The sequence below is a fragment of the Streptomyces sp. WAC07094 genome (assembly GCF_036320405.1).
Classification (GTDB): Bacteria; Actinomycetota; Actinomycetes; order Streptomycetales; family Streptomycetaceae; genus Streptomyces; species Streptomyces lannensis.
Genome location: NZ_JAVMJZ010000001.1, coordinates 5,459,531 through 5,476,466 on the forward strand (window position 1 = coordinate 5,459,531; position 16,936 = coordinate 5,476,466).

Annotated in this window: 16 protein-coding genes and 1 pseudogene; 13 read left to right on the forward strand and 4 right to left on the reverse strand. The window is 69.4% G+C overall.

The genetic code is table 11. The annotated features are described in order from the left end of the window. Positions 1 to 146 precede the first annotated feature (146 nt). From RCR19_RS24130 to RCR19_RS24140, 3 genes are all read left to right on the forward strand, one after another. Positions 147 to 809: a DsbA family protein gene (locus tag RCR19_RS24130; RefSeq protein WP_059130907.1), complete on the forward strand. Its 663-nt coding sequence runs from the start codon at positions 147 to 149 to the stop codon at positions 807 to 809. Positions 810 to 1,056: 247 nt separating this feature from the next. Beyond that, positions 1,057 to 1,266, forward strand: a complete 210-nt coding sequence (locus RCR19_RS24135) for a hypothetical protein (protein ID WP_331267020.1) — start codon at positions 1,057 to 1,059, stop codon at positions 1,264 to 1,266. 528 nt (positions 1,267 to 1,794) lie between these two features. Beyond that, on the forward strand, positions 1,795 to 2,373 hold the full coding sequence (locus RCR19_RS24140) for a biotin transporter BioY (RefSeq protein WP_331267021.1): 579 nt from the start codon (positions 1,795 to 1,797) through the stop codon (positions 2,371 to 2,373). A 161-nt stretch (positions 2,374 to 2,534) separates the two neighbouring features. Here the strand turns inward: RCR19_RS24140 and RCR19_RS24145 are convergent, their stop codons facing one another. Then, positions 2,535 to 3,254, reverse strand: a complete 720-nt coding sequence (locus tag RCR19_RS24145) for an LPXTG cell wall anchor domain-containing protein (RefSeq protein WP_331267022.1) — start codon at positions 3,252 to 3,254, stop codon at positions 2,535 to 2,537. Between the two features lie 219 nt (positions 3,255 to 3,473). On the opposite strand from RCR19_RS24145, the pseudogene RCR19_RS24150 reads away from it, so the two are divergent. Then, positions 3,474 to 4,145: pseudogene (locus RCR19_RS24150) on the forward strand (serine/threonine-protein kinase); the annotation flags it as partial. 577 nt (positions 4,146 to 4,722) lie between these two features. Beyond that, positions 4,723 to 5,688 carry a hypothetical protein gene (locus tag RCR19_RS24155; RefSeq protein ID WP_331267023.1) on the forward strand — a complete coding sequence of 322 codons (966 nt, stop codon included), beginning with the start codon at positions 4,723 to 4,725 and terminating at the stop codon, positions 5,686 to 5,688. Between the two features lie 77 nt (positions 5,689 to 5,765). Here RCR19_RS24155 and RCR19_RS24160 read toward each other — a convergent pair whose 3' ends face one another. Next, positions 5,766 to 7,238, reverse strand: a complete 1,473-nt coding sequence (locus tag RCR19_RS24160) for an amino acid permease (protein WP_059130903.1) — start codon at positions 7,236 to 7,238, stop codon at positions 5,766 to 5,768. A gap of 249 nt (positions 7,239 to 7,487) precedes the next feature. Between RCR19_RS24160 and RCR19_RS24165 the strand changes: the two genes are divergently transcribed. Further along, positions 7,488 to 7,973: a ribose-5-phosphate isomerase gene (locus tag RCR19_RS24165; RefSeq protein ID WP_331267024.1), complete on the forward strand. Its 486-nt coding sequence runs from the start codon at positions 7,488 to 7,490 to the stop codon at positions 7,971 to 7,973. 123 nt (positions 7,974 to 8,096) lie between these two features. Next, entirely contained in the window at positions 8,097 to 8,915 is an 819-nt protein-coding gene (locus tag RCR19_RS24170) for a DNA-formamidopyrimidine glycosylase family protein (RefSeq protein WP_331267025.1), read from the forward strand. A gap of 252 nt (positions 8,916 to 9,167) precedes the next feature. On the opposite strand, the gene RCR19_RS24175 is transcribed toward RCR19_RS24170, so the two are convergent. Beyond that, positions 9,168 to 9,650 carry a hypothetical protein gene (locus tag RCR19_RS24175; RefSeq protein WP_331267026.1) on the reverse strand — a complete coding sequence of 161 codons (483 nt, stop codon included), beginning with the start codon at positions 9,648 to 9,650 and terminating at the stop codon, positions 9,168 to 9,170. 116 nt (positions 9,651 to 9,766) lie between these two features. Further along, complete coding sequence (locus tag RCR19_RS24180; RefSeq protein ID WP_331267027.1) at positions 9,767 to 10,996, reverse strand: GNAT family N-acetyltransferase; 1,230 nt, start codon at positions 10,994 to 10,996, stop codon at positions 9,767 to 9,769. A 148-nt stretch (positions 10,997 to 11,144) separates the two neighbouring features. Here RCR19_RS24180 and RCR19_RS24185 point away from each other — a divergent pair, with 148 nt between their 5' ends. From RCR19_RS24185 to RCR19_RS24210, 6 genes are all read left to right on the forward strand, one after another. After that, a complete protein-coding gene (locus RCR19_RS24185) occupies positions 11,145 to 12,323 on the forward strand; it encodes a PP2C family protein-serine/threonine phosphatase (protein ID WP_331267028.1) in 1,179 nt (392 codons plus the stop codon). 276 nt (positions 12,324 to 12,599) lie between these two features. Continuing rightward, the gene (locus RCR19_RS24190; RefSeq protein WP_331266925.1) at positions 12,600 to 12,926 is read left to right on the forward strand and encodes a hypothetical protein; all 327 of its coding nucleotides are present in this window, start codon (positions 12,600 to 12,602) and stop codon (positions 12,924 to 12,926) included. Positions 12,927 to 13,050: 124 nt separating this feature from the next. Beyond that, a complete protein-coding gene (locus RCR19_RS24195) occupies positions 13,051 to 13,365 on the forward strand; it encodes a pore-forming ESAT-6 family protein (protein ID WP_331266926.1) in 315 nt (104 codons plus the stop codon). Between the two features lie 125 nt (positions 13,366 to 13,490). After that, complete coding sequence (locus tag RCR19_RS24200; protein ID WP_331267029.1) at positions 13,491 to 13,877, forward strand: DUF6507 family protein; 387 nt, start codon at positions 13,491 to 13,493, stop codon at positions 13,875 to 13,877. Next, positions 13,874 to 16,327 carry an ADP-ribosyltransferase gene (locus tag RCR19_RS24205; RefSeq protein ID WP_331267030.1) on the forward strand — a complete coding sequence of 818 codons (2,454 nt, stop codon included), beginning with the start codon at positions 13,874 to 13,876 and terminating at the stop codon, positions 16,325 to 16,327. Before RCR19_RS24200 ends, RCR19_RS24205 begins: the two co-directional genes overlap by 4 nt. Positions 16,328 to 16,368: 41 nt before the next feature. Continuing rightward, positions 16,369 to 16,773, forward strand: a complete 405-nt coding sequence (locus tag RCR19_RS24210) for a hypothetical protein (protein WP_331267031.1) — start codon at positions 16,369 to 16,371, stop codon at positions 16,771 to 16,773. Positions 16,774 to 16,936 lie beyond the last annotated feature (163 nt).

Consider the following 16,936-nt stretch of genomic DNA (forward strand, 5'->3'; position numbering starts at 1 on the left):
GGATCGGCTGGGTGGGGCGAACAGGACCGATCCTCCCATGTGCACCTGACGCCGGGCAGAGGGGCGCACCACCTCGTGAGAAACGCGGGAATGTCCGGTGCGACCTCGGATGTTGCACGATGAACGACCGCTTCCTTAGGAGAGTCATGTCCGAGACCGTGACCGCTTCCGGCAAGACCCCCGTCGACTTCTGGTTCGACCCGCTGTGCCCCTGGGCCTGGATGACCTCCCGCTGGGTCCTGGAAGTGGAGAAGGTGCGGGACATCGAGGTCCGCTGGCACATCATGAGCCTTGCCGTCCTCAACGAGGACAAGCTGGACCAGCTGCCCGACGAGTACCGGGAGATGCTGGCGACCAAGGCTTGGAAGCCGGTGCGCGTGGTCACCGCGGCCTGGCAGAAGCACGGCGACGACGTCCTCGGCCCGCTCTACACGGCGCTCGGCACGCGTATCCACAACCAGGGCGAGGGCCCGACGCTCGAGGCGATCGCCGGTGCGCTCGCGGACGTGGGCCTGCCCGCGGACCTGATCGACTACGCGGAGCAGGAGGACTTCGAGTTCGACGCCGAGCTGCGCTCCTCGCACAAGGAGGGCATCGAGAAGGTCGGCCAGGAAGTGGGCACGCCGGTGATAGCGGTGCCGGGCTCCGACGGCGAGCAGATCGCCTTCTTCGGACCGGTGGTCACCCCCGCTCCCAAGGGCGAGGACGCCGCGAAGCTGTGGGACGGCACGCTGGCGGTCGCCTCCGTGCCGGGCTTCTACGAGATCAAGCGCACCCGGACCAAGGGCCCGGACTTCAGCAACCTCTGACCTGAACCCTTTAACGGGCTCCCGCCGGCCCTCGGCCGCGGGAGCCCGTCGGCGTTGCGGTCCGCTCCCCGGGAGAACCGGTACTCGAAGGCGAGGCCGCTCGCCGACCTCGCGCCCCTCGGCGGGCAGCGGCAAAAGCGGCTGACGACGTGTGCGGACCCGCTGCCAGGTGTGGCCCGCGGCCGCCAGGACCAACGTCATCGCGCCGGTCGAGTACAGCTGCACAAGGGTGTCCGGCTGCCTTGCCATGAGGACGAAGATCCCCGCCATACCGGCCAGCGCCACCCAGGTCAGCGCCGGGAACGCCCACATCCGCACCACCAGCTTCTCGGGCGCCTCGCGCTCCAGCCGGCGGCGCGGACGCAGCTGCGAGATCGCGACGAAGAACCAGACGACCGGGATGACCGCGCCGATCATGTTCAGCAGCCACGGGAAGACGTCGTTCGGTCGCCGGTAGCTGAGCACCACGCAGGCGAACCCGAACACGCAGGAGACGAGCACGGCGGCACGCGGGACCCCGCCGGAGACACGGGCCAGCGCCCGGGGTCCCTGACCGCGCTGCACCAGCGAGTACGCGATGCACGAGGCGCCGTAGACATTGGCGTTCATCGCGCTCAGCAGCGCCACCAGCACCACGACGTCGGCCGCCCACCCCTCGTCGAGGCCGGCGGGGCCCGTCGTGCCGCCCCTTCACGGTCGTCGGCCCGTCGGCGCGGCAGCCTGTCGGCCCGCAGGTGCGGAGGTCGCCGGGGGAGGGAGAGGGGTTGGCGAAACCCTACAGGCGCCGCCGGAATCGGCCCCGCGACGCCGACGGCCCCACCTCAGTGACCCGTATCACGCCGCATCAGGTGTAACTCGCAGCTTTTGTCGACAGCCCACCAAGCCCCGGAACCCCGCTTTGTCGAGCGGTGACGGTGATCGGCTCATGGCCCCTGGGATAGCGTCACCGTGTCCCGAACCGTCCTCAGCGCCGGAGTGAGTCCTCATGAGCACCGCCACCGCCATCACACGCCCCGGCGAGGTCCTCGCCGACCTGCTGCCCGCGTCCCGCGTCCGTGACATCGCCCTCGTGGCCGGCGGCGCCGTGCTCACCGGTCTCGCCGCGCAGATCGCGGTGCCCGTGCCGGGTTCCCCGGTGCCGGTGACCGGGCAGACCTTCGCCGCGCTGCTGGTCGGCACGGCCCTCGGGGCGCGCCGCGGTTTCCTGTCGCTCGCCCTGTACGCGCTCGCCGGTGTCGCCGGTGTCCCGTGGTTCGCCGGTGGTGCCTCGGGTGCCGCCGCCCCGTCCTTCGGCTACATCCTCGGCATGCTGCTCGCCTCCACCGTCGTGGGTGCCCTCGCCCGCCGCGGCGCCGACCGCTCGGTGCTGCGCACGGCGGCCGCGATGCTGCTGGGTGAGGCGCTCGTATACGCGGTCGGCGTTCCGTACCTGGCCCTGGCCACCGGCATGTCCGCGAACGCGGCGATCGCCGCCGGGCTCACCCCCTTCCTCGTCGGCGACGCCCTGAAGGCGGCCCTGGCGATGGGGCTGCTGCCCGCCGCGTGGAAGCTCGTCAGGAAGTGACGCCGTAGCTGGTCGTCTGAAAGGGGCTCGCCGGTTCGGTACCGAACCGGCGAGCCCCTTCCACGTTCTGACGCCGTGCCGCCCTCCGTCCCGTCCCGGCCCCGATTCAGGACGGCGGTCCCGGGGGGACGGGCCCCGCGCCCGTCCCCCCGGCCGGTACCTCAGCGCTGTGGCCGTGGCCTGCGGCGTGTGACCCACAGGCCCGCCGCACCCGCGGCGATCAGCGTCGCGCCAACGGCGCCGAGCGGAAGGACCCGCTCGTCCGCACCGGTCCTGGGCAACTCATCACCGCCCGGACCCACCGGTGTGTTGTCGGTGCCGAGCAGCAGTGGGGTCGCCGGGGCGTTCGGCGTCGGCTTCGACGCGCCGAACGGGACCGGACCCTGCTGCCAGTACGTCATCTTCCCGTCGCTCGTCCCGACCGGCAGGCAGATCCTGCCCGTCCTGCCCGTGTCGAAGGTGGCGTCGACGGCGTAGGTCTTCGAGGAGCCCGCCGCCAGATTGTCGACGGCACAGCCGAAGGCACTGTTCGAACCGGGCGGGAGATCCTTTTCGGCGATTTCCGAACAGCCCTTGACGTTGGTGACCACGAGACCGTCGAATCCCGCGACCAAAAGCCGGATCTTTCCGCTGTCCTTGGTTCCCCCGTTCTTCACCACGGCGGTAATCGCCGTTTTGTGCGATCCGTTGTCGACCGAGATCTTCTCGGGCAGCAGTGTGGTCAACTCCACCCCCGCCGGAGCCTTGTCGACGGCCTTTCCCCCCTTGCTGCTCATCCCTCCCTGGTCATCCGCCGTGGCGGTGCACGCAAAGATCATCACCGCCGAAAAGGATGCAGTGACCAGCGATCCCGTGATGGCGGTCGTGTACCGAGAACTCATGTCCGTCCCCCTTGGCTGCGCCTGAATTCGCAGTACTTGAAGAGGTACCACAAGATTTCTCCGCACTATGCTGGTACGGCCCGAAGTGTGACCATTGTGTTTCCGCTGAGGCGGGTGTTGAGGGGGTGCAGGGGATTGCCGGGAAATGCGAGCGGCGGTATTCCTGGTTTATTGGTGACGGGCCGATATCGCCTGGTCGAGAGCATAGGTCAGGGGGGAATGGGGCGCGTGTGGCTCGCCGCCGACGAAATGCTCGACCGTCAGGTGGCCGTCAAGGAAATACGGATGGACGGACTCGACACGGAGGACGTCCGGACCCGCCGCGAACGCACCCTTCGCGAGGCCAGGGCCACCGCCCGGATCGACCACCCCAACGTCGTACGCATCTACGACGTCGTGGACGAGGGCGACCGGTTGTGGATCGTCATGGAACTCGTGGACGGCCGCTCGCTGGAACGAATCCTGGTGGAGGAGGGACCGCTCGCCGTCCGCGAGGCGGCGCGGATCGGTCTCGAACTGGTGGCGGCGCTACGGCAGGTGCACGCGGGAGGCGTCCTGCACCGGGACATCAAACCGGGGAACGTGCTTGTGGAACGCCGGGGGCGCCGCGTGGTCCTCACGGACTTCGGCATCGCCGCGATCCAGGACGCCGAGGCGCTCACCATGGTCGGGATGCTGGTGGGCTCGCCGGACTACATGGCTCCGGAGCGGATCTCGGGCCGCCCGCAGGGTCCGCCGTCGGACGTGTGGTCCCTCGGCGCGACGCTCTGCGCGGCCCTCGGCGGGCACTCGCCGTTCTCCCGCTCGACGACCCTGGCGACACTGCACGCCGTGCTGTACGAGGAACCGCAACTGCCTCCCTCCGCAGCGGGGCTGACGGGGATCCTGGCCGCCCTCCTGGACAAGGAACCGGCCGTGCGGCCGGGGCTCGAGGAGGTCGCGGAGGAACTGGGACGGGTCGTCGGGGACGCCACCGGTGCATCGGCGGGAGGAGGGCCCGGGACCTGGGCCGGCGGCGAGGAGCACGGAGGGGAAGGGGAGGGTGTCGCGCCGGCGCAGGCACCGGAGCCCGGAGGCGCGTCGACGACCGCGGTCGTCCTGGAGGCGGGGGAGAGCGCCACCCCCGCCTACCTCGACCCGGCTCTGGTCCGGGCGGCGCGGCGCCCGCGGGGCGGCGAGGAGAGCGCCGTGAGTCCGTATGACGGGGCCTTTCCGGCGGACGGCGTGCCGGAGGAACCCGTCGTCGAGGATGCCGTGCCCGTACCCCGTACACCCGCGGCGCCGGACCGGTCCGCGACTGAGGGCCCGCCGAACGGGCGGGCGGCCACGGTCCGTTTCGGATTCCCCCGCGAAGAGCGCGGCCGGGTCCGGCGGCCCGGATGCGGAGCCGGGCGAAGCGAGCGGCAACGCCTCCACCGAGACCTCCGCCGAATCGGGCCCCGCGGTCCGGCCCACGGCGCCGACCCGGGTGCACCCCACCCCGACGGAGCCCTCCGGCGTCCCCACGGCCGGAGCCGGTCCCGTCATCCGGAGCCGTTCGCAGGGCGCCCCCGGAGACACCTCGTCGGCGCCGGGGGCCTCGGCCCGCCGGGCCGCACCCCTGCCGGGCGCCTCGGCCTCGGTGACGCCGCCGCTCGGCCGGGCAGACCCGCCGTCGGTCTCCTCGGCGTCCCCGCACAGCGCTCTCACGCTGCCGCTGAGCACGGCGTCGGCCGGTACGGCGCGATCCGGCGGCGGCCGGACCGCCCCCGGTCCCTCGTCCGACACCGGGCTTCCGGGCCCCGCGCACCTCTCCGCCCCTCGGCGCAGCCGACGCCGGGCCGTGCTGGCCGCCGTCGTGGGGGTCGTGGTGGCCGGTGGGGTGGCCGGGGCGGTGATCGCTGCCGAGGCCGGATCGAACGGCCGGACGCAGGGCACATCGGCCGGGTCCGCCCACCCGTCCGTCTCCTCCGGCGGCCGGAGCGGCACGGGCGGCACACCCACCGTCGCGGGCACCTCGCGTCCGGCGAGCCCGCCGCCGGGCGCCCGTACGGAGGCGGGACTGTACGCCTGGGTCCCGCCGCCGGGCTGGCAGCGGGTCGCGGAGAGCGGGGCGGAGGTGCACTACTCGTCTCCCGACCGCTCCCAGGAGATCGTGGCCAACGCGACCCCGGCCCGGGGCGATCTTCTGGGGCAGTGGGAGCAGGCGGAACAGGAGCGCAGGAAGGGTCTCGGCTACCGGCGGATCCGCCTGGACCGGGGCACCTTCCGGGGTGGGCCCGCGGTCGTCTGGGAGTACACCGTCATGGCCAAGGGCCGCCCCTGGCACGTACGGCTGCTGGGCTTTCGCGAGCACGGGACGTCGTACGAGGTCAGCACCTGGTACCACCCGGACGTCGAGGACCGCGCGACCAGGATCTACGACGAGGTCAAGGAGGGGTTCACACCGCTCTGAGCCGTGACGGCCGGACAGGGCGAGGGCCCCGCGGTGTCACCGCGGGGCCCTCGCCCGTGCTCATGTGCGGACGGCGGTCAGACGCCGACCTCGGCCCGTTCCGTCTCCGGGTCCCGGGCGGCCCCGGCGGTCCGGGAGCCCATCTTCTGCCTGACCACGGCGATGACGAGCACCACGGCGGCGACGAGCAGCGACAGCAGGACCGTCTCACGTCCGTCATGCTCGGTGTCGGTCAGCATGTAGCCGAGGACGAACACGATCAGTGCGGCCGTGGCCCAGGTCAGATAGGGGTACAGCCACATCTTCACGATCAGCTTCTCCGGCGCCTCGCGCTGGATGATCTTCCGCATCCGCAGCTGAGAGAAGCAGATCACCAGCCACACGAACAGGGCGACCGCACCGCTGGAGTTGACCAGGAAGAGGAAGACCGAGTCCGGGTACTTGTAGTTGAAGAAGACGGCGAGGAACCCGAAGAGCACGGAGACGACGATCGCCGTCATCGGCACACCACGACCGGTGGTCCGGGCGAAGGCCCTGGGCGCGTCGCCCCGCACGCCGAGCGAGAAGGCCATACGGGAGGCCGTGTAGAGCCCGGAGTTCAGGCAGGACAGCACCGAGGTCAGCACGATGAAGTTCATGATCTGACCGGCGTGCGCGATGCCGAGGGAGTCCAGGGCGGCGACGTAGGAGCCCTTCTCCGCGATCGATGCGTCGTCCCACGGCAGCAGGGAGACGACCACGAGGATCGAGCCCAGGTAGAAGACGGCGATACGCCAGATGATGCTGTTGGTGGACTTGGTCACCGCCCGCCGCGGGTCCTCGGACTCGCCGGCCGCCAGTGTGGCGATCTCACTGCCCATGAAGGAGAAGACGACCAGGAGTACACCGGTGAGGATGGCGCCCGGTCCGTGCGGCAGGAACCCGCCGTGACCGGTGAGGTTGTCCAGGCCGGCCTTGTCGCTGTGGACGCCGGGCAGCACCCCGAAGACGGCGAGTGCGCCGACGACGATGAAGGCGCCGATCGCGACGACCTTGATCCCGGCGAACCAGAACTCGAACTCGCCGTAGGAGCCGACGGAGACCAGGTTGGTGGCGGTCAGCACGATCATGACGATCAGGGCCCAGCCCCACTGGGGCACGGCCGGTATCCAGCCCTCGAGGATCTTGGCGCCCGCGGTCGCCTCCACCGCGAGCACGACCACCCAGAAGAACCAGTACAGCCAGCCGATGGAGAAACCGGCCCAGCGGCCGAGTGCGCGGTCCGCGTGTGCGGAGAAGGAGCCGGAAGTGGGGTTCGCGGCGGACATCTCACCCAGCATGCGCATCACCAGCACCACGAGCGTGCCGACGAGGGCGTAGGAGAGAAGGATGCCGGGACCGGCGGTGGCGATGCCCGCGCTGGAACCGACGAACAGCCCGGCACCGATGACGCCGCCGATGGCGATCATCGTCAGGTGACGGTTCTTGAGTCCGGCCTGGAGACCGCCGCCGGGTTCTCCGGGGCCGCCGGGGACGTGTCCGGCCTCTGTGGGGGTCGGCTTCGAGGTCATGTAGGGGATTTCCTTTGAGCCGGGTGTGGGGAATGTGGGGGACACACGTAGTACGTCCCGAACGAGCGGAAGGGATGCTCGTCCGAGCGGTGTACGAGTCGGTCCAGTGAATCCGAGGCGAAGGAATTCAGAAACCTTTGAATCCGGATTGTTACTTGAGGTTTCCTTGAGGTTCTATAGCCTGGCTCACATTTTTCGGGGCAAGTACCCCGCGCAGCCGATCGGCGACAGCCGTGACACACTCGGACCATGCGCGTGTACCTCGGCTCAGACCATGCCGGTTTCGAACTGAAGAACCACCTCGTCGAGTGGCTCAAGGCGGCCGGCCATGAGCCCGTCGACTGCGGGCCCCACATCTACGACGCCCAGGACGACTACCCGCCGTTCTGCCTTCGCGCGGCGGAGCGGACGGTCGCCGATCCCGGCTCCCTCGGCATCGTGATCGGCGGCTCCGGCAACGGTGAGCAGATCGCCGCGAACAAGGTGAAGGGCGTACGGGCGGTCCTCGCATGGAGCGAGGAGACCGCGACGCTCGGCCGGCAGCACAACAACGCGAACGTCGTCTCCGTCGGTGCGCGCATGCACTCGCAGGACGATGCGACCAAGTTCGTCGAGACCTTCCTGAACACGCCCTTCACGGGCGAGGAGCGCCATGCGCGGCGCATCGACATGCTGACGGCGTACGAGACCAAGGGCGAGCTCCCGCCGATCCCCCCGCACCACCCGCAGGGCTGAGCCCGCGGGCCCGGGGCTCCGGCTCCCGGAGCCCTCACCGGCGGGGCGGGACTCGATCCGCGACCGCCGGAGGGGCGCAATCGCTCCCGCGACCCTGTGACGACCACCGGAGGTAGGGCGACCGTGCCGGAAGGGCACACCATCCATCGGCTGGCCGAGGACTACGCCGCACGGTTCGCCGGCGGTGTCGTCGGTGTGCGCAGCCCGCAGGGCAAGTTCGCCGACGCCGCCGCCCTCCTCGACGGGTCAGGACTGCGGACCGTCGACGCCCACGGCAAGCACCTCTTCCTCGGCTTCCGCGACGGCGACTGGGTGCACATCCACCTCGGCCTCTTCGGGAAGGTGGCGTTCGGGGACGCACCCGCGCCCCCGCCCGGTGGCACGGTCCGTCTCCGCCTCACGAACGCGGCCTCCTACGTGGACCTCGTCGGCCCCACCACCTGTGCGCTGATCACCGACGACGAGAAGGCCGCCGTGCACCGCCGGCTCGGCCCCGACCCGCTCCGCGACGACGCCGACCCCGCCGCCGCGTACCGCCGTGTCTCCCGCAGCCGTACGTCCATCGCGGCCCTGCTCATGGACCAGAAGGTCATCGCCGGCGTCGGCAACGTCTACCGCGCCGAGGTGCTCTTCCGGCACGGCGTCGACCCCTACCGGGCCGGCAAGGACGTCGCCCCCGCGGAGTGGGACGCGATCTGGGCCGACCTCGTCGACCTGATGCGCGAAGGTGTACGGAACAACCGCATCGACACCGTCCGCCCCGAACACACCCCCGAGGCCATGGGCCGCCCGCCGCGCGTCGACGATCACGGCGGCGAGGTGTACGTGTACCGCAGGGCGACGCAACCCTGCCACATCTGTGGTGGCGAGATCCGCACCGCCGATCTCGCCGCCCGTAATCTGTTCTGGTGCCCGGGCTGCCAGAAGGGCCTGGGGAACTAGGTGTGCCGTCCCGGGAGGTTGGTGACACGCCTGCTGGGTGCTCGAACAGGTGAGGGCGCCTCATCGTTCACACCTGCGCCGACGCGGCGTGAAGTGCACCGTCCCGGAGAAGTCCGACCAGATCCGCAACCGCGGCTCAGGCGCCACCGCGCGGTTGCCACCAGGTACGACGAACCGGCGGTCCGCCACCACGCGACCGTGCCGGTCGCTGCCATCAACGAATGGCTGTGACCAGCGCGGTCGCGGGCATGTTCATCCGCCTTGCACGCTCCGGCCCTCCGGAGTTCCGTAGTACCAATATCGCTCAGCCGGAGCCGGAGGAAGCGTGCCCGCAGCCAGATCGACCAGAGCCTCCGCCAGCTCGACGAGCGGAGCCGCCTCGATGTGCTCCTCCCCGCGCAGGAAGCCGGTCGCGTGCTCCTCCAACTCGGGCCAGGTCGAGACTTCGTCCCGGCCCACGCTGCCGCGCGCCTCGATCCGGCGAGCTGCCTCCACCACACAGTTCAGGAGCACCTGTCGCTGTTCGACGCCGAATTCGTCGAGCAGGACGGCGAAACTACCGCCCACCAGCGCGTGTGTGCGGAGATCCTGCTCCAACTCCGGCCACCACGAGGGCCGCAGGTCCGTCGGCGTCTCTGCACCGACCCGCGCCGCCTCGATGAAGAGAACCCCGAGTGCCACGTCATAAGCCCAGAACATCGCGTCACCGAAGATCACCGGCACTGTCTTGCTCAACGACACTCCTTCACGATCGATCGCTCCCCGCGCAATTCATGGCCTACCGGCCCGGGCGCCCGCCCCGTTCGGCCGATCGCACCGCGAACAGCGCCCAGCACCTTCGCAACGGGCCCCTAGAACCCGTGCGGCAGCCACGGCGCCACGGCCGAACCGAACGCGAGTGACGCCTCCGCCAGCGCGCCCTGCCGCAGCTCGCGCACCCGCCCGGCCGCAGCCAGCGACGCCAGCGACACACCCCCGAGGTACGCCGCCCCCAACTCCCGTACGGACAACGCAAGATCGGCGGCGTCCGCGGTACGCGCGCACGTCGCGCCCTTCGCGTCGCCCGTGAGCCGCCAACGCCCCTCGTTCCAGGGGCAGAAGGAGTCCTCGACCTCGAACACCACATCCACCGGCGTCTGGTACGTCCGCACCTCCAGCGCCGCCGCGGCGTCGACGAGGCGCACATGCAGGGCGTCCCGCAGCCGGGGCCGGCAGCGCCGGATGTCGGACACGAGATGCTGCCATCCCTCGTCGACCGGCCGCCCGTGCACGGCCAGCGTGGTCATCAGGTCGATGCCGAACAGGAAGCGCCACAGAGCTGCGTCCGTCGCCGGATCCAGGGCTGCGAGTGCCGACACGGTCACCGTGCCGTCGTGCCCGCCGACCCCCCAGCCGGGCTTGGCGCGGAACCTCGCATAACCCGTGATCTCGCCGTCGCGCTCGGCGATCACACACTGCAGCGCCGAGGCGCCGTTGCGCTCGCTCGCCGGATCGAGCAGCCCCACCCGCTCCCAGCCCGGCCTCCGCGCCAGCATGCCGGGCCGGCCGGAGACCAGTCGCGCGTACACGGCCTCGCAGACGTCGAGTACGTCGGCAGGGGTCGCGTACCGAACCCGTACGTCGTCCGTACCGTCCGGAACGGCCAGCTCGACACGGCTCGTGTCGATCTCCGCGCCGAGCTGGAAGGTGGCCGCGCCGTATCCGAACCGGGAGTAGATCGCCGGCTCCGACGCCGTCAGCACCGCGAGCGGCTCCCCCCAGGAGCGGACGTCGTCCAGCTGCCTGCGCATCATCGACGTCAGCACACCGCGTCGGCGGTGCGTGCCCGCGACGCTCACCATCGTCACACCCGCGGCGGGGACCGAACCACCGCCGGGCACGGTGAGGCGGAAACTGAACGCACCTGCCGTGCCCACACAGTTACCTTCGTCCCATATACCTATGGATCGATCGAATTCTGTGAGTTCCTTCCAGAGTTCCCGCTCTTCGGCTGATTCCTCCATGCCGCCGAAGGCCCGGAGGAGGTTGCCGTACCAGTCGTCCCACTCGGTCTGCCGCAGCACCCGCAGCTCGGTCGTCATGGGTCATACCTACCAGGGCAATGCGGGGCGAGCGAGGGGATTTCCCCCGGTCGCCGAAGCCCGGAACCTGTGAAGTTCAGCGCTCGGACGGGGGACAAGTGGGACCTCCCGTGCCAAGCGGCTGGTCGGATGGATAGGGTCCCGAACAATGGCAGCAGGACGAGAGCGGCGCGCGGAAGCCGAGACGTTCGCGGCCCGGTTGAAGAAGCAATGGCACCGGGCCCGCACCGGCCTGCGCAGATCCGCCGTGGACTACTTCCGCGGGGACGGCTCGGACTGGGTCGCGCTGGCCGGGCTGCTGCTCACGGTCCCGCTGATAGCCGTGATCACCCTGTTCGACCCCGTGTGGTGCTCGCCCGCCGTGCTCGTGCTGCCGATCGTGGCGGGCGGCCTGCTGCTGCGGCCCTCCAGCCTGCTCGGCCTGTACGCCGCCGCGGCCACCGCGCTGATCATCGAGTCCGTCAAGCTCGGCCCGTACACGGAAGGGCCGTCGCGCGTCACCCCCGGCATCGTGCTCGTGGTCGCCGCCTGCGGATTCTTCGGTCTGCTGATCGCGCAGTTCCGCAGCCGGGTCGGAGTGCCGTGGCGCCGCGGCGGAACCATGCTCTTCGACCTGCGCGAACGCATTCGGGTACAGAGCAAGCTGCCCAAGCTGCCCACGGGCTGGCATCGGGAGATGTCGCTCAGACCGGCGGGCGGGCAGTCCTTCTCCGGCGACTTCGTGGTGGCGGCGCGGACGAACGGCGGCCGCACCCTCGAGGTCGTCCTGACGGACGTCTCGGGCAAGGGGATGGACGCGGGCTCGCGCGCCCTGCTGCTCTCCGGGGCGTTCGGCGGCCTGCTGGGATCGCTCCCCCCGCACGCCTTCCTCCCCGCCGCCAACGGCTACCTCCTCCGTCAGGACTGGGACGAGGGCTTCGCGACCTCCATCCACCTGGTCCTCGACCTGGAGTCCGGCGACTACGAGCTGTACTCGGCCGGACATCCGCCGGGCCTCCAGCTCAGCGCGGGCACCGGCCGCTGGGAGGAGAAGGCGTCGGAAGGCCCGCTCCTCGGGGTCTACGACGGCGCCCAGTTCGACCCCGTGAAGGGCACGCTGCGCCCCGGAGACGTCCTCATGCTGTTCACCGACGGTCTGGTGGAGACGTCCGACCGGGACATCGTCGAGGGCATGGACCGGCTCACGGGCGAGGCCGACCGCTATGTGGCCGGCGGCTTCCACGGTGCGGCCTGGCACCTCATCGAGGCGGTGGCCAAGGACGTGAACGACGACCGGGCGCTGCTGCTGATCTGCCGGGAAGGCCCCACGGCCCAGGCGATGCGCTGAGGCCGGTGCCCCGGGCACCCGGTTCGCGGCTTCGCGCCGGGCACCCGTTCGCGACGGCGATCGTCGCGTCCGCCCCCACGGCGGCCCTGGGCCGCCTCAACTGCCCCTGACGGGCTACTCCCATGCGCCGTTCGGGGTGAATGTCCCGGACTCGACGACGGGTTGGTCACACCTTTGTGGCAGTCCCGTCGGCTCCGATTGCACGGGCAATCGCGGAGTTGATAGAGATGGGTGCGCGCAGGCCGCACGCCGGCAGGTCGGGAACGGGGAGGCAAGATGAAGTTCGATATGGGGGCGCAGACCCTGTCGACGCTGATGAAGGATTCGCGTGGGTCGAGTGATGATCTGGGGACGTTGATCCGTCAGTTGGTGCAGGCGGCGCAGCCGTTGGAGGGGAAGTTCAACGGTGCGGGTCGGGTGGCGTTCGATCAGTTCAAGTTGCGGGCGGATGGGATCGCCAGGGAGTTGAACGGGTCGTTGGCGGCGATCCTGGGTGGTCAGTCGGGGATGGATTCGGCGTTCTCCTCGGGTGATCAGGAGCAGGGTGACAACGCTCGGGGTCAGATGTCGGCGGCGAACTTCGACGGTGCGCGTTTCCGTTGAGCCGTGGGGCTTGGGTGGTGTGTGTTTCCGCTGGGCCGTCGGGTTTCGGTGGTGTGTTTGCCTGGGCTGATCTTCTGGGTGGTGCGGGGTTGTTGGGCTGGGTCTTTACGGGGAGTGGTGTGTGATGGCGGGTTCGGGTGCGGATCGTCGGTCGTATGACACGGGTGCGTCGGCGGATGTGCAGGGCAATATCCAGGCGGTGATCGGCCGGTTGGAGGAGGTTATTGCGCAGCGTGATCGTCAGGTGAAGGCTGCGATGGCGGATTTCTCGGCTGATGGTGTGGCGGATGAGTACCACGGCAAGGAGTTGCGGTGGAATCGTGCGTCGCAGGAGGTCAAGAACATTATCGGGTTGTTGAAGTCGACGTTGGAGCAGAACGATTCGACGGCGCAGTCGACGATCGCGAAGGCGAAGTCGGCGGTGGACAACATCGGCTGACGTGGGTGGTGTTGGTCGGGGCCGGCGGGCGTGGACGACGGTCGGCCCCGTCGGCGGTCCTGGGCGGCTTTCGGGTCGTCACGTGACGGTGGCTGTTGCTGGGCTGGACGCGGAGGACGACGGGGATGACCGGCTGGGATCTGAAGCCGCAGGGTATTCAGGGTGTGTTGAAGTCGACGGGTGAGACGGCGTCGCATCTTGAGGGTCAGGCGAAGGCGTATGGGGAGCATCTGACGTCGGCGGCGTCGAGTGCGGGGACTGTGTCTGCTGAGGGTGGCGGGGGTGGTGGGGGGAAGGCGCAGGGGGGTTTGGTGGCTTTGGCGTTGTCGCAGTATGCGGAGCATGCGACGAAGGATTTGCAGTACATCGCGTTGCGGGCGGGGAAGTCGTTGCAGGGTGCGGTGGATGCGACGACGGCGTATTTGCGGGGGGATGAGGAGATGGCGGCGCGGGCGCAGCGGGGGGCGTTGGCGGAGCCGCGGGTGGATGTGCCGGGGGTGGGTGGGGCGTGATCGATCCTGGGCAGATTCCGCAGTTCACGGGTGATCTGGCGCAGTTGGAGAAGGATTACGGGGATCTGAGGTCGGATGCGTCGCATATCCGTTCCACGGGTCGGGATGTGCATACGCAGTTCCAGGGCTTGTCGGCGTATTACCGGGCGCCGGAGGCGGAGCGGTTGTTCGCGACGACGAAGCCGGTGGCGGATCGGGCGGACGGGTTCGCGGGTGATCTGGAGACGGTGTCGTCGGCTCTGTCGTCGTATGCGGTGGAGATCCGTCCGCTGGTGGCGAGGCTGAAGCAGTTGAAGGCGGATGCGTCGGCGTTCGTGGATTCCGTCGAGGGTGATGGGGATTGGGAGTACGACGGGGACAAGGTCGATCGTCACAATCGGATTCGTGATGATGTGACGGCGGCGGTGGCGGCGTTCTGGGCGGCGGAGCGGACGTGTCACAACAAGATCACTGCGTTGTTCGGTGGGACGCAGATGGTGGCGGGGGATGGTTCGGAGCGTAAGGACCAGTACGGGTTCAGTGCCGAGGACATGAAGGGCGCGAAGCTTCCCTGGGGTGATCCGGTGGAGGAGCGGCATCACTGGTATGAGGTCGGCCATTGGGTGAAGTCGTTTGTGTGGGACGGGCTGATCGTGGATGGCGTGTGGGGGACGATCAAGGGCCTGGGTACGTTGGTGGGTTTTGGTGGTTGGGAGGCGATGGGTCAGGCGTGGAAGGGTCTGGCGCAGTTGGCGACGGGTTTGGTGATTTCGTCGGTGCCGGGTGCGGGGGCGTTGTTCTGGGCGTTGCCGGATGACAAGTTGCCGTCGTGGTTGCGTGATTCGCGTACGGCGATGAAGGAGACGGGTAAGGCGTTGGTGGCGTGGGACGAGTGGGGGAAGAATCCTGCTCGTGCTGCGGGTGCGGTGACGTTCAATGTGTTGACGACGGTGTTCACGGGTGGTGCGGGTGGTGCGGCGTCGGGTGCGGGCAAGGCGGGTGCGGTAGCGAAGGCGTTGTCGTTGGCGGGTAAGGCGGGCAAGGTCATCGATCCGATGACGTATGTCGCCAAGGGTGCGGGTGCGGGTCTGTCGAAGATCGGGGACATCAGCAAGGCGCTGAAGGGCGTCGGCAACATCGAGATCCCCAAACTCCCCGACGGCTCAGTGCACCTGCCGGACGGCCGCCTGCTGGACACCGACGGCAATCTCATCGGGCACGACGGAACCATCGACACGACCCCGGCACCCCACGAGGTGGTACCGGGCCTCCCGGCCGACTGGACCATCCAGGAACCGGCACTGTCCGGAGTACGGGCGGGGGACGGCGTTCCCGACGGCATCCACGGCCACGCACCGAGCGGCACCTTCGACGGACCACCGGCGACGTACGACCACGCGCCGCCGACGGCACCGCACGGGCACGCGCCGGCGCCGTCGACGTTCGACCACACCTCGACCGCGACGCCGCACGGGCATGCACCGGCGGCATTCGAGCACACGCCGACCGCGACGCCGCACGACGCCCCCGCCGCCACGCCCCACCCGGGCGCGGGCCACGACCTCCCCCACGGCTCCGGCCACGACACACCAAACGGCCACGGAGACGACGGGGCCCACGACTCGGGGCACGACCAGCATGACGGTGCGGCGCACGACCACCATGGCGGGGAGCACGACGGCTCGGGGCACGACGCCGACCACACGGATCTGGGACACGACGGTGTGGACGCCGCCGCGCACCACGGCACCGACGCATCGGCCACCCCTGGCCACCCGGGAACGGACCCGCTGAGTCACAGCGGGGGCGGGGAACCGTTCGAGTACAAGCCGTCGATGTCGGAGAGAGAGTTCGCCAGGCTGGGTACCGATGCTGAGAAGCATGCGGTAGCCACGGCCGAACTGGCGGATGGCACGAACCCCGTGCCCAGCGCGAGTAACAAGGCCGGTTTCGATTACGGCAACGCGTACTGGAACGACTTCCTGGACAACCTCACATCTGAGTCGAGGGAGTCGTTGGTCACCTACACAGGTAATGCTTACGACGACATCAACGGCCACCTCCGCTTCGGTACTGACACGTCGGCGGAGACGTTGCACACGATCGATGAGATGGACAATGTCATGGGGGCTCGCCCAGTGCCCGAGGACATCATGGTCGTCCGTGGTACTGGCGTCGATCACCTTCATCTGCCCACGCCGATGGACATGCGGGGCGGCGTGTATGACGACAAGGCTTACACCTCCACGGCACTCGGCAAGACGCCGCCTCCTCCTTTCGACGCGAAACCAGTGTGGATGCATTTGCGGGTGCCGAAGGGCACACCCGCTCTCTGGCTGGATCACCTCTCCAAGTACCCCGGCGAACGAGAATTGCTCCTCGCCCGCGGTACGGAGTACAAGGTGACGCGCGTCTTCATGGACGAGGCGGGCAAGTGGCACGTCTACGGGGAGGTTCTGCCGAGGCCGTAGCCTCGTTGCGGATCTGGCAGAGGTAAAGGAATGTGGATTTCATGAGCAGTGACCGACCGATCAATCCCCGCTTCGACGACGACATGTGGTTCAACGAGGTGTCTCCGGGGCCGCCGCGTTACCAGTCCGATACCGGGAAGCCGGTGCGGTACTTCACGGTGGTCGACAAGCAGGACGGCGTGGTCCTTGGGTATGTGTGGGCCGCTGACGAGGACGATGCGGCCGCATGGGAGCCGCGGGAGGTGGTCGGGCCGCGGGCGTTCATCGAGGGCGGCAGCTGGCATGCCATCCTGGAGGAGGCAAAGGGGCGGGGCATCCGGCCGTCCGAGGCGCTCGCCGAGCTGTACGGCGACCCAGAGGCGGGCGTCAAGGGGTGGGCCCTGCCGGGCTCTCTCACCGACGCCCCGAACGCCGCAGCAGTCAAGGCTCTCGCCAAAGGCGAGTAGGAACCGTCGACCAACCCGCGACTCGACGACGTCAATATGATCTTACGTTGTAGCCCGCCGTCCCGCCGGAGCTACGGTTAGTAACCGTCGACCGAACTTGACGATCGCCGGATGTGCAAGCAACGGTGCCAAGCCGAAGGACTCCCGGCGGGATTCCGTACAC

What these genes read in the sequence shown, in the direction of transcription:
- RCR19_RS24130 (WP_059130907.1), top strand. Translation starts at nt 147, where the DNA reads ATGTCCGAGACCGTGACCGCTTCCGGCAAGACCCCCGTCGACTTCTGG.
- RCR19_RS24135 (WP_331267020.1), top strand. Translation starts at nt 1,057, where the DNA reads ATGAGGACGAAGATCCCCGCCATACCGGCCAGCGCCACCCAGGTCAGC.
- RCR19_RS24140 (WP_331267021.1), top strand. Translation starts at nt 1,795, where the DNA reads ATGAGCACCGCCACCGCCATCACACGCCCCGGCGAGGTCCTCGCCGAC.
- RCR19_RS24145 (WP_331267022.1), bottom strand. Translation starts at nt 3,254, where the DNA reads ATGAGTTCTCGGTACACGACCGCCATCACGGGATCGCTGGTCACTGCA.
- RCR19_RS24160 (WP_059130903.1), bottom strand. Translation starts at nt 7,238, where the DNA reads ATGACCTCGAAGCCGACCCCCACAGAGGCCGGACACGTCCCCGGCGGC.
- RCR19_RS24165 (WP_331267024.1), top strand. Translation starts at nt 7,488, where the DNA reads ATGCGCGTGTACCTCGGCTCAGACCATGCCGGTTTCGAACTGAAGAAC.
- RCR19_RS24180 (WP_331267027.1), bottom strand. Translation starts at nt 10,996, where the DNA reads ATGACGACCGAGCTGCGGGTGCTGCGGCAGACCGAGTGGGACGACTGG.
- RCR19_RS24185 (WP_331267028.1), top strand. Translation starts at nt 11,145, where the DNA reads ATGGCAGCAGGACGAGAGCGGCGCGCGGAAGCCGAGACGTTCGCGGCC.
- RCR19_RS24190 (WP_331266925.1), top strand. Translation starts at nt 12,600, where the DNA reads ATGAAGTTCGATATGGGGGCGCAGACCCTGTCGACGCTGATGAAGGAT.
- RCR19_RS24195 (WP_331266926.1), top strand. Translation starts at nt 13,051, where the DNA reads ATGGCGGGTTCGGGTGCGGATCGTCGGTCGTATGACACGGGTGCGTCG.
- RCR19_RS24200 (WP_331267029.1), top strand. Translation starts at nt 13,491, where the DNA reads ATGACCGGCTGGGATCTGAAGCCGCAGGGTATTCAGGGTGTGTTGAAG.
- RCR19_RS24210 (WP_331267031.1), top strand. Translation starts at nt 16,369, where the DNA reads ATGAGCAGTGACCGACCGATCAATCCCCGCTTCGACGACGACATGTGG.